Consider the following 12,318-nt stretch of genomic DNA (forward strand, 5'->3'; position numbering starts at 1 on the left):
GGTACGTTATGAAAATTAAATTATTAGGTCTGACTTTATTCACTTTGTTAATTGCGGTTTCCTGTAAAAAGAAAGATAACTCTGAACCTGAAAAAGAAGCTCAATTAGAAAAAGTAACCATTGGCGGAAAAGCCTATGAAATAGTAAAAATAGGTGACCAACATTGGATAAACACAAACTATTCAGGAGAGGGAGGAATATGGAATGATGCAACTACAAGTAAACCAGAGTACGGCAAGTTTTATACTTACGAGGAGGTTCAGCAATTCACTCTGCCGGCAGGCTGGAGAGTACCTACCGAAGCCGACTATCGCAAACTACTTACAACGATAGGAGTAAGTTTTGTTGGAGCACAGATTCAGAATGCAGAAAAGTTAAAGGCTTTGACATCCAAAACCAACTGGAATAACATTTCTGGCACCAACACCTCCGGTTTTAATGCGTATCCTGGAGGTTATAGTATCGATAACGCTTACCCAATAGGAGGGGCTAATGCCGAGTTCTGGACTTCAAGTGATAGAACCTTTTCTATTATGGAAAGCGGAAATAATACCACATACAATGTTAGCTTTTATGGAAAAACAAATCAACCTGATCGTTTCAATGTTCGCTTCGTGAAGGATGCGCAATAGAATCTTAGTCTTGGGAGATTAAAAACCTGAAAAATAAATTTTACCATTTTCGAATTTGATGGAGGAGTGTTCACGAAGAATACTCCTCTTTTTGTTTAAACCGGGATCCTCACGAACTTTTATTTACCTGAGTTTTTAGCTACAGTTTGCTTTACTTTGCAGGTAAAATTTTTCAAATGCTTAAATGGTTTTCTATTGTTCTTTTACTTGTAGCTTTTTATGGTAATTGCTTTTCTGCAGCCGGAAAATGGGCAAGTAAAACGACCGGGACTGAGATTAGTTTTAGAGCGACCGATGCGAAGGCCCCGGTTAAGGACTTCAACGGCAAATATGCAACCATTGTCTACCTCGAAAATCTCAACGTTAAAAAGCTAGGAAAGAACAGTAATAAAAAAGACGTGAAATGGTTGCTTTCACAAGGCTACCGTGTGATAGAGTTGGATTATAAAAAACACGCTGGCTCTGTTTCTCCCCAGATCAACAACGACATTATCGCAATTAATGATTCGATAGCTTCAGGGTCTTTTTGCGGCTTCAAAGATTGCTCCACTTCTAAAACTTACGTCCTGTTTGAAGGTTATCGGATTCTTCGTAACGTATCTTATTTTAAAGATAATCCTTCTGTTTATAACACACCCACTGGATATCTTGAAGGAGACAGTTTACATTTGGATATCATCTATCCAGCAAATTCAAGAAAGAAAGTCCCTTTGGTCCTATCTTTTTCCTACAGTAACAGTTATGCAACTTTCGACCCTGTAAAAAAGGTCACGACGGATGCGGGAAGAGATCAACGAGTTTTTTTAAGCTATTCCTTTGCTGGTTTCAATGATAGTTTTCTTGAAGGGGCGCCTGCAAACGGTATTGCCTGGGCGATCGCTGATCATCCAAAATATTGCGAATGGGGAAAAGGAAAACCGCTAAACGGACCTAATGACGCCTATAAATCATTTCAAACCAACCCTGATGCAGCCCAGAAAGTTAAATCGGCTATTAGAACGGTAAGAGCGATGGGAGGGAAATTGAATCTTTCAGGCAAGATAGGAATTTATGGTTTCTCAAGGGGATCAACAGCGGGTTCTCTAGCTATAGGAGATAAACATGTTCCCGAATTCGAAAATGCTGGCCCAAACCAGGACGTATCAGATGAAGTTCAGGCAGCAGCCTTAGGTCCTGGTGTTTTCGACTATACTCAAATATACAACGTAAAAGGTGATGGTGATGGAAATTTAGAGTCCCGTTGCCCTTTAGTTTGGGGGCCTATGGAAAAGAATTACGACTTATGGCAATCCATGGGAGCTGCAGGACTTGTCGAATCTCAGGCAACAGCGCCTGTTCTTTTCTTTTATAATACGGACGACGAAGCATATTATCAGGATCAGATTTCGCATTTCCAAACAAAACTTAAGTCACTTGGTGTGCCTGTTTCAACCTTAATGAACTATGGAAAGGGGCATGCTGTTCCGCAAACGGCAGGGCCATTGAATCAACTGTATGATTTTTTCAAGCAGTATCTCCATCCTCCAAAGGTCCACAAGAACGGTAGATAACAAGAGTTCATTTCCTTAACATATCCTTTCCAAGGGTACCTAAAATTTTAATGGCGTGTTCAATTTCTTTCGTAATTGGCGTGCCAAAGGAAATTCGTATGCAATTTTTAAATCTCGCATCGGTGCTGAAAATGTGTCCGGGCGAGATACTCACATTATATTTCATACCCGCTTTGAATAGCTCAAAAGCGTCAAAGTTCTCGTCAAGTTCAATCCAAAGAACAACTCGTAAAGGTAGGTAGGGAAAAGGGAAAGCTAATATTTATGGATAAAGGAGAGATCCCTTCTGCTGGATAATCGATAACTATGTAAAAAAGCCTGCCGTACTGCTACGGCAAGCTTTTTAAGAAAATGGATAGCAACCCTAATTTATAACAATAGCCTTTGAACTGCTGAATTTATTTAATGAGGTTTTGACGTAATAAACGCCCGCTGGTAAATTGCTCAATTCAATTTCCTTTTCGAATAAACCAATTTTGTTCCCACTTAAAGACTGGATAATTGAACCTCCGGAATTGATGATCGTAATAGAGACTTTGCCATCTTCTGGGGAGTTTAAACTCACCTTGAATCTTCCCCGTGATGGATTAGGGTAAATCGTTAAATCATCATTTAATGTAAAGGTTAAGGGCGAATCTGCATTCCATGCTGAAATTTCACTTCCTCTATCACCCGCATGTCCATTTTGAACACGAACTTCATTACTTACTGAAGAAAGATTTCCGGCCGCATCTAATGCCTTCACAGTGAAATTATAAACGTTATTTCCAATTGGCCTCTCTGCATTAAAGCGAGTAATGGTTAGCAAATCAGCATTCAATTGTATTCCATTCCTGTATATATTATAACCAATAACTCCAAGATTATCAGTCGATACTTGCCAGTTCAATTGAACCTGGTGTTTAGTTGTCTTTTCGAAAACAAGAGCGGAAGGAGCCGTTGGTGCTTGTGTATCGGGCGTTGTAATGGTAACCGATGCTTTTTCAGATTCGTTAGCTGCAGCATCAAAAGCAGATACATCGAAAGTATAGGACTTGGATGCATGCAATCCAGAAGCCTGGTAGCTAGTTCCCTCTCCCGTATAAACTTTGATTCCGTTTTGATAAATATGATAACCTTTTACGCCAATAAAGTCGGTTGACGGTGCCCAGCTTAAGGTAGCAGATGAATCTGTCGCGGATGTAGAGGAAATAACAGGTAATGAAGGTGCGATAGAATCTCTTACAACGATAAGTATTTGTCTTGCTGAGGTATCTGCGAAGGTCTCATTTCCTTGTTGCCATGCTGTTATGATCGTAGATCCTGGCCCCATCAGGTGAACTGCAGCACCCTGAATTATGGCAACTGTAGTATCTGAACTAAAATAGCGAACAGGCAATCCGGAACTTGCAGTAGCCGTGAGGTTAAAATCAGGTTCACCATAAACCTTTTGAGGCAAAGCAGCAAAGTTAACCGTTTGTGTTTTTCTGTTAACTGTAAGCATCCTCGTAATTGCTGGGGCAGGACTATAAATATCATTACCTCCTTGTCCTGCTTTAATATGGGTATAACCAACCTTCAAAATATGCACTTTTCCATTACTTACCGTAGCAACAGTGGTGTCTGAACTTGAATATTCAATCGGAAGTCCGGCACTTGAGGTGGCATTTAAAGCAAAGTCCTCATCTCCGATCTCTTTCGCCGGCAGTTCTGCAAAAGTAATTGTTTGATAGTTTCTCGCTGTCGCAAGTCCTTTTATCTCCATATCCGACAGAACTTTATTGTACATCCTTACCTCATCAAGCATACCCTTGTATGGTGCAGGTTTATTAGTTGTGGTTAAGAATTCAAGTTCACCAATGTTACCTAGTATCAGGGCACTCGCTTCTCCAATTCCTGAATTAGATCTGGAGATAGTACTAGTTGCATATAAAGCGCCATTCATGTAAATGCGCAGACGCTTATTTTCCACATCCCTTATAGCCACAACATGTACCCACTTGTCTGAAAAGAATGGTGCTCCATTTGCCTGAAGCTCGTCTTTACCACCGCCTCCTGCGTCATTGTCATCATCCAGAGCGAAGCGGATCTGTTTGTTTTTAAATTCAATATCAAACCGTTTCCCGGTAGCGCCGGTACTTGCATTTCTGCTAATAGAGCCTTTGCAAAGCAAATACGAACTTGTGTTGTTATCAGGAGGCAGGAGAGAAGGCTTAGCTTTCATCCAGAAGGCAAGAGAGAAAGAATTCTTATCAAAATGGTTCTGATCTTCATTGGGGATTCTTACTACGTACATATCGGTAGCGGCGGAACTGAAGTCAAGAGCTCCCTTAAGTTTCCCTGTTATGCGAATACTTTCTTTTTCAGGATCAAGGCCGAGTAAACCGTCATTCTGATAGGAGGATGAATCAACTACACTGGTTTCGTCGGCCGATACTTCGTCAAAAGCATAATGACCAACAAGTCCTGCCGGAAGTACCGGAGGAGTTCTGAAAGACCATAGCTGTCCCTTAACTGTGCCCTTGGCATTTGTTGCATCAACCCTCCAAAAATAAGTAGTATTATCTGCTACTGAAGCGATAAAAGATGGACTGGCGGAGTAAGCAAGCTCAGATTGCAGAGCCAATCCAGCTGTGTCAGTTCCGAGATATAGGGTGTACTTCAACGTATTGCTGCTTCCGCTCCATTTTAATGTTAGCTTATTCCCTGATGGAGTAGCGTACTGATTTCCATTAGTTGGAACAGGGTTGGTAGGAGTTACAGGGGCAGATGCTATAGTGGGCGTTAAAACGGACACTGGGTTACTATAGGCTGAAGATTCCGTTCCTGAAACTGACTTGATCCTGTAGTAATAGGTTTTATTAGGAGAAAGGCCCGTGCTGTCAATATAAGAGGTCGAATTTGCCGCTGGCTGAGCAATATTAGCATAAGTAACACCGTCGGCTGAACGCTCAATGATAAAGTGGTTTTCATCTGTTGAGTTATCGTTCCATTTTATGAGGACAGAGCTGGTGGGAGCAGGGCTTTCCTGAGAAGTGGCTGCAAGCGTAACATTCGATGGCGGCCTTACGAAATCAGGAGGAGGGGTATCTGTTAGAGAATTTATATAAATTTCGATGTTCAAATACTGCGGATCGGCAGCGCTGAAGGCAACGGCATCTGCCTTGTTATTTTTATCGAGTCCGTGTTGATCCTCCCAGACGTCTGGTATTCCATCTTTGTCAGTATCTAAAGGACTTGGCGCTCCGTATACATCTCCCAGTCCACCGTTAGAAAAAGGAAGATCTTTCTCCGTATACACATAAAGGCCTTTGGTACCTCTTGAATTTACTTCGTCAACCAACAACGCGTCTACCTGATCCCTGCGGGGATAGCTGGCTCCAACATGATTTATGATATACTCATAAGCTTGAGCTGCCGACATCGAAGGTGCTGCATTAGGATAATTGAAGGGCTGTGCCTTAAAAGCCTCTCCAGTAATACCAGGGTAACCTACCGAATCGAAAGGAACCTCGCTTCCATCCAAAACTCCATTTTTATTGTTATCAAAATAATTTCCGGCGCCATAGATATTAAAGGTCCCCGTTCCCCTTGAGAACGGAGTGGTTTTGGATGGAGGCGTTAACGGGCCTCCCACGAAATAGTTATTGATGACGTTTACTTCTGATACGCCTGAAGAGCCTCCCATAATATATGCGTCTCCTTGCCACCCATAATTAAGGTTATCGCCTAAGCGGTTACCATTTCCCCAGTCGTACACCACATTGTTAACAAATTCATTCACTCCCTTTACTTTGGGATTTCTGGTTTTGTTGCTGATATAAAGGTTTTGGACAAGGCTTACCCTGCCACCATCAGGAGTTTGAATTAGGCCACCTGCAGAATGGTTTTCCCGGTGGAGACCTTGGCCAATGATAGAGTTTTGTACTGTGATGTTGTCTGGAGAAGTTCCCTTGCTATCCCAATTAATAGAAAATACTTCATCCATTCCCCAGGTAAATGACATGTGATCAAAGAGCATATTTGCTCCGTTTGCCAGACCAGAAGCATCTTTTCCTGAATTGGATGTAGCACCTAAGCGAATGCGAAGGTACCGGCAGATGACATCGTTGGCACCTGTGAACGTTATGCGTTTATTGAAAAAGACTATCCCATCTCCGGGGGCGGTCTGGCCTGCAATAGTGGTATTGGCAGATACTACAACATCAGAAAGCAGATTGACAATACCGCCTACTGCAAACACCACTACACGGCCAGGTTTGCTTACAGCATCTCTGAACGACCCTGTTCCGCTGTCATTAAGATTGGTAACGATGTAAACCTCCCTGCTGGCTGCGGCTCTGGCTCCTTTGGCAAATCGACCAAATCCGAGAGCTCCTGGAAACGCAGGGGTTTGTGCTACAGCATGCTGAATAGTTCCCAGCGCAAATGCTGCTACTACTGCACATTTTTTAAAAAAACTGGACGTAGAAATTTCCATATTGGTGAAATGTTGGTTAGCTAAATAGGTATCGGTAGAATCCGGTTAGTTTCTTTTGCTAACCTAAAAGTTCAGCAGCGAGGTGGCAACCTGTAGTGTCATGCTCCAACCCATTTATTGTGTTATTTATTGTAAAACTGCCGTTACACAAGCAATTCCCTCTGTTGGAATTTAAGATTTTTCGACAGCGACCGCTTCATTTTTTCTTTGGTTTTTTGATTTAAATCAGCTGGTTATCAATCAATTTTAGTTAAATTTATATATATCCAATTCATTGAACCATGGAAAATTTAAGCGAAAAAAACGAGGAAGTTGAGCAGGAGAATGTTCAGCCCTGGAATGTGGAAGGAGAGAGTACCAATGAAGTTCCCCTAAAAAGGGACGATAAGGTATATCCTAAACATCACCATCATGGCCATCCGCATGTCGTCACTATTGGGCATAATAGTCATGGTCGTTCAAACTCCCGCTCTTTTGGAGTAGACCATGAACCTGGCTCTAGACTGTAATGCTAAATGGAAATGGCTTCAGCTTTATGTAAGGTTTTATAATAAGGTTGCAGCCATATTCTTCTTGCCATACTTTTGAAAAAAAGTATATGGCTAAAGTTAATACACTTGAATATTGGCAAAGGGGACCTGTTCCCGAGGTGCCTGCCTTATTACAGCCCGTTGCGCACGCTCTTCTTCAAGCCCGGGAGGAGGTAAATGAAATGATGAATGAATTTCCGGATGAATTACTATGGGAAAGGCCCGCTCAACTAGCTTCCTGTGCATTTCACCTTCAGCACCTCTCGGGTGTGATCGACCGCCTCTTTACCTATGCAAGGGCTGAAGCCTTAAATGAACAGCAGTTTGTGGAACTGGCAAATGAAAAAAGAGAGAAGCTCCCTGAGCTTTCGGTGGAAGTTTTGTTGAAGAGATTCCAACTACAGGTCGAAAAGGCCCTGGAGCAATTGAAAGCAACAGACGAAAAAACATTGAATGACTTTAGACCTGTAGGAAGAGCAGGACTGCCCACCAATGTATTGGGTTTACTTTTTCATTCTGCCGAGCATACCATGCGACATGTTGGGCAGCTGCTCACTACTGCTACTTTGGTTAAAGAGAAATACTAAATGGTAAATTTCCTTGTTTTTTCGCTAATTGTTGCATGTTTTTAGATCCTCAAGTTTAATTCCTTTTCTATTTTTGCCCCATGGAATCTCCTGCAGTATCTAATAATTTTTCTCTTCCGGTAAAAGATTTTGATTATCCACTTCCTCAAGAAAGAATAGCTGTTTATCCTAAGGAACAGCGGGATTCATCAAAGTTGCTGGTATATAAAAATGGCTGCATACAAGACTGCGTGTATCGTCAAATTGATGACTTTTTATCAACGGGTTCTCTATTAGTTTTTAATAATACCCGGGTAGTACAGGCTCGCCTTCACTTCAAAACAACTGCAGGGTCAACAGTGGAAATTTTCTGTCTGGAACCGTACGACAAGCAGATAGAGGTTAATCAGGCCATGCAAGTAACAGGTTCTCTTAAATGGAAGTGCTTGGTTGGTGATCTTAAGAAGTGGAAGGAAGAGTGGATAAACTTAGAAATAGACTCGGCAGAACAAGCGATCTTTTTGTCGGCGAAGCTTGTAGCAAGAGAGGCAGACACTTTTGTAGTTGAATTTGCCTGGACTCCTGCAACATTAACATTTGCAGAAATACTGGAGAAAGCTGGAAAGATACCCTTACCTCCTTATATAAAGCGTGAGCTTAGCGAGGAGGATAAAAAGCGTTATCAAACGATCTATGCCCAGCATGAAGGGTCAGTGGCAGCACCTACTGCCGGACTTCATTATACCCCTGAAATATTTGATCGTTTACGCGATAAAAACATTGCAGTTGACTATGTAACACTACATATCGGCGCAGGAACATTTAAGCCTATAAAAACGGAAACGGTGGCCGATCACGACATGCATTCTGAGCAGCTGGTAGTTGAAAAGGCATTTATCGAAAAACTGATCGCTTATCTTGAAAAAGGGGTTGTTGCGGTAGGAACTACCTCTCTACGGACCATGGAATCTTTATACTGGTTAGGTTTAAGAGTTCAACAAGACTTGTTCGACCCCCAAGATGCAGTTGCAGTAAAACAATGGGATCCTTATAACCTGGAAGCCTCCATTTCTGCCAAAGAAGCGCTGGGAGCATTGGTGGCATTTCTGGAAAGTTCAGGACAGGAAATTATGCTTTGCCGGACACAATTGCTGATTGTACCGGGGTATGATTGGAAAATCGTTAATGTTCTTGCTACAAATTTTCATCAGCCTAAAAGTACTTTAGTGATGTTAGTCGCAGCTTTTATCGGCAACAATTGGAGGGAAATCTACCAACATGCTCTGGATAACGACTATAGATTTTTAAGCTATGGCGATGGGTCGCTATTATTTCGTGAAAAAGTTTAGGGTTACCTTTTCAAATTCCAGGTATAAATACCTAAAATGATAACCCTTTAATAAAATTACCATGAAAAGATTATTCAGTTCAGCATTTGTAGCAATGGCATTAACATTAGCAGTATCAGCTTGTAACTCAGGTAAAACAGAGAATACAGCAACTGATTCTTTGGCTGATACAATTGATTCAACTGCTGATGCAACTGCAGACACTATGAGAGCTGATGCAGATAAAGTTGATTCTGCTGCTGATGCAAGAGTTGATTCTTTAAAGAAATAAAAATTTAATAGCTTTTTAAAGAGCCGTTTCGCGAAGAGTGAAACGGCTCTTTTATTTAGGCTTTCATATAGAAATAGCAGGCTGTTCTTCCGTGTCCTGCAAAAACTTATAGCTTAAGTGCCTCATCAGCATATACGAGTATATCTTTAGAAAATTCACCTTGCTTCTCTTTGTTCCTTTTTTTGCCTAGTCTTACAATGATCTTGTTTTGAGAGGGAATTACTAGTAAATATTGTCCGGCTAATCCTCTTGCACAGTTTATTTGTAAACCATTCCTGTTCAGTATCCACCATTGGTAGCCGTAGAAGTTGGTTATAGTGCCATCCTTACCGGGAAGTTTATTAGGTGTTAGGGAGGCTTTTAAATAGCCTGGACTAACGATCTGTTCCCCGTTAAATCTTCCATTCTGCAAGATAAGCTTTCCTATTTTAGCCAGATCTGGCGCGTTGGTATAGAAACAGCAATATGCCTTCTCTACACCATTTTCCTTATCAAGGCCTCAAAGGGCTGAAAGGGCAACACCAAGTTTTTGCCATAGTTTTTCCGATGCATACTCGCTTATAGTCTTCCCTGTTGCTTTGGTCAGGATAAGTCCCAGGATTTGTGTATCGCCACTTTTATATCTGTAGATACTACCTGGTGTTTCTATCACCTTTAATTTCGATACCAGCTTGGGGAGATCATCTCCATAGTAGGATTCGGTCGTGTAATTGAAGGGCGTATTGTAGCTCTCCATAAAGTCGAGTCCCGAAGCCATTTGTAAAAGATGTTTTATTGTAATTTCGGATTTTCTTCCCTCTTTAAAATCTGGAAGGAAATCAGAGACATGCTGGTCAACAGAAGTTATTTTTCCTTCGTCGATAGCAATTCCGATAAGGAGTCCAACAATACTTTTGGTTACAGAAAATGGATTAGATAGAGTTGTGTCAGAATACCCATCCCAGTATTCTTCGTGTACCATGGAGTCATTCTTTATGACAAGGAAGGCGACAGACTCAGTCTCTTCAAGTGTTCTTCTTAAAGTGTCTGATAAAGGCTTTTTGTTATACTCAGGGGAGTGTGCCCAGCTTTGAATTTTAGAACCCTTTGCAACTTCCCGTGAAGAAAATAAGTTTAGATCATCAATGCCAACCTGTTGATATACCAGTGCTTTGTATATATATGTTGTATCAGTAGCGTAGATAAGAATATTGGCTATCAGAAGGATTACGAGGAATATGTAAAATGCTTTAAGTAGTTTGGACTTTCTTTTCATAGAGTAGCTTCTTATTATACTGCCGTCAACCCTTCATTGAATTCCCCTACACCTAAATTCCAATAACTTAAAGGCGACAGGTACAAATATCAGAATTTTAGCTAATCCTTTTGGTCGTTTGCTAGCGTACCTATTAGATTTCTTCAAAGATTCCAACATCCTCAAGTTGATTCTTCTATTATTAATTTAATTTTGTGCCAAATGACTATAAGTATACAGCTTCAGGAAAGAAGTAATCAAAGCTGCGAGCTTTGCGGCAATCAGGGTGAACCCCTCCATGCTTACACGGTACCTCCTAAACAAGATGATATTTCAGAAAATCAGGTTGTGATCTGTGAAGAGTGTTTTACCCAGATCAGTGTGAATAACTACGACAACTATAATCACTGGCGTTGTCTGGAAGGAAGTATCTGGAGTGAAGTTCCCGCTGTTCAGGTATTGTCTTATAAGATACTGAACAAGCTTTCAGCCCAGGACTGGGCCAGGGATACAATAGAGGGCGTAAATTTAGATGAGAATCTTGTGGAGTGGGCCGGGGGAGAAGATGCTCTGGAAGCTGAAAGGGTTATACATAAAGATAGCTACGGCGCCCTTCTTGAAACAGGAGACACAGTAGTACTTACGCAAAATCTGAATGTTAAAGGCACCAATTACATTGCACCCAAAGGAACCATTGTACGCAAAATAAAATTGGTGCATGATAATGCAGAGCAGATAGAAGGAAAAATCAACGGAGACACGATCGTTATTCTTACAAAATATATCAAAAAATCAGTTTAGGAGATTTTACCATTATTGCTCATTGTAGTTGTCTAAATAAAATAATATCTCTACAACTTAAGGTGCAATTTCTTCTCCTTATCAACTATTGCAATTTTCTTTTGTTGGCTATACATTTAGCGGACGCGAGAAATGATATATTATGAAGATTGCTACTTATAATGTGAATGGAATAAATGGAAGGCTACCTGTCTTATTGCGATGGTTAACCGAAGCAGCACCAGACATTGTGTGTTTGCAGGAATTGAAAGCTCCCCAGGAGAAATTTCCCGAACAAGCGATTAAAGACGCTGGTTATGAAGCTATGTGGCACGGACAAAAAAGCTGGAATGGGGTTGCAATTCTGTCCAAAGCCGGACCGATAGAGGAAGTTAGGAGAGGACTGCCTTCAGATCCGGATGATACACAAAGCCGTTTTATTGAAGCTAATATAGCGGGAATAAGGATTGTATGCCTATATCTTCCGAATGGTAATCCATTGCCGGGGCCTAAGTTTGAATATAAGTTAGCCTGGTTCAGCAGCTTTTCTGCCTACGCTAAAGAATTGATAGGCTTGGGAGTTCCAGTGGTTATGGCAGGAGACTATAACGTGATGCCTGAGGAGTTGGATGTCTATAAGCCCGAGCGCTGGGTAGACGACGCCCTATTTAGACCGGAAATAAGAGAATCATTTAGAGGATTAAAAAGCCAGGGTTGGATTGACGCATTAAGAAAGCTTTATCCAGAAGAAAAGATCTACACCTTCTGGGACTATTTCAGGAATGCTTACGGCCGCGACGCAGGGTTGAGGATCGATCACTTCCTTTTAAGTCCCCAGTTGGAGAAACGGCTGGTAGGAGCAGGAGTGAATAAGGATGTTCGAGGATGGGAAAAATCTAGTGACCATGCACCGGTGTGGATAGAATTAAGCGGTAGCTGATGTATCA

Annotated in this window: 11 protein-coding genes; 8 read left to right on the forward strand and 3 right to left on the reverse strand. The window is 41.4% G+C overall.

All coding sequences use genetic code 11. The features are described 5' to 3' along the window. The first annotated feature begins 8 nt into the window (after nt 1-8). Together J4N24_RS16250 and J4N24_RS16255 are read left to right on the forward strand one after the other, a co-directional pair. Nucleotides 9-632: an FISUMP domain-containing protein gene (locus tag J4N24_RS16250; RefSeq protein WP_207534762.1), complete on the forward strand. Its 624-nt coding sequence runs from the start codon at nt 9-11 to the stop codon at nt 630-632. Nucleotides 633-808: 176 nt separating this feature from the next. Further along, entirely contained in the window at nt 809-2,182 is a 1,374-nt protein-coding gene (locus J4N24_RS16255; protein WP_207534763.1) for an alpha/beta hydrolase family protein, read from the forward strand. A gap of 364 nt (nt 2,183-2,546) precedes the next feature. Here J4N24_RS16255 and J4N24_RS16260 read toward each other — a convergent pair whose 3' ends face one another. After that, the gene (locus J4N24_RS16260) at nt 2,547-6,641 is read right to left on the reverse strand and encodes a LamG-like jellyroll fold domain-containing protein (protein WP_207534764.1); all 4,095 of its coding nucleotides are present in this window, start codon (nt 6,639-6,641) and stop codon (nt 2,547-2,549) included. A 281-nt stretch (nt 6,642-6,922) separates the two neighbouring features. On the opposite strand from J4N24_RS16260, the gene J4N24_RS16265 reads away from it, so the two are divergent. From J4N24_RS16265 to J4N24_RS16280, 4 genes are all read left to right on the forward strand, one after another. Beyond that, nucleotides 6,923-7,150: a hypothetical protein gene (locus J4N24_RS16265; RefSeq protein ID WP_207534765.1), complete on the forward strand. Its 228-nt coding sequence runs from the start codon at nt 6,923-6,925 to the stop codon at nt 7,148-7,150. Between the two features lie 89 nt (nt 7,151-7,239). Beyond that, nucleotides 7,240-7,758: a DinB family protein gene (locus J4N24_RS16270; protein WP_207534766.1), complete on the forward strand. Its 519-nt coding sequence runs from the start codon at nt 7,240-7,242 to the stop codon at nt 7,756-7,758. An 80-nt stretch (nt 7,759-7,838) separates the two neighbouring features. Beyond that, nucleotides 7,839-9,086: an S-adenosylmethionine:tRNA ribosyltransferase-isomerase gene (locus tag J4N24_RS16275; protein WP_207534767.1), complete on the forward strand. Its 1,248-nt coding sequence runs from the start codon at nt 7,839-7,841 to the stop codon at nt 9,084-9,086. Between the two features lie 61 nt (nt 9,087-9,147). After that, nucleotides 9,148-9,357, forward strand: a complete 210-nt coding sequence (locus tag J4N24_RS16280; RefSeq protein ID WP_207534768.1) for a hypothetical protein — start codon at nt 9,148-9,150, stop codon at nt 9,355-9,357. 106 nt (nt 9,358-9,463) lie between these two features. Here J4N24_RS16280 and J4N24_RS16285 read toward each other — a convergent pair whose 3' ends face one another. Continuing rightward, entirely contained in the window at nt 9,464-9,769 is a 306-nt protein-coding gene (locus tag J4N24_RS16285) for a hypothetical protein (protein ID WP_207534769.1), read from the reverse strand. A gap of 87 nt (nt 9,770-9,856) precedes the next feature. After that, the gene (locus tag J4N24_RS16290; RefSeq protein ID WP_207534770.1) at nt 9,857-10,612 is read right to left on the reverse strand and encodes a serine hydrolase domain-containing protein; all 756 of its coding nucleotides are present in this window, start codon (nt 10,610-10,612) and stop codon (nt 9,857-9,859) included. Nucleotides 10,613-10,813: 201 nt separating this feature from the next. Here J4N24_RS16290 and J4N24_RS16295 point away from each other — a divergent pair, with 201 nt between their 5' ends. Together J4N24_RS16295 and xth are read left to right on the forward strand one after the other, a co-directional pair. Next, complete coding sequence (locus J4N24_RS16295) at nt 10,814-11,392, forward strand: PhnA domain-containing protein (RefSeq protein ID WP_207534771.1); 579 nt, start codon at nt 10,814-10,816, stop codon at nt 11,390-11,392. A 142-nt stretch (nt 11,393-11,534) separates the two neighbouring features. Next, on the forward strand, nt 11,535-12,311 hold the full coding sequence (xth, locus tag J4N24_RS16300) for an exodeoxyribonuclease III (protein WP_207534772.1): 777 nt from the start codon (nt 11,535-11,537) through the stop codon (nt 12,309-12,311). The last annotated feature ends 7 nt before the right edge of the window (nt 12,312-12,318 follow it).

Origin of the sequence: Desertivirga arenae (assembly GCF_017355785.1) — a bacterium.
Lineage (GTDB): Bacteria > Bacteroidota > Bacteroidia > Sphingobacteriales > Sphingobacteriaceae > Desertivirga > Desertivirga arenae.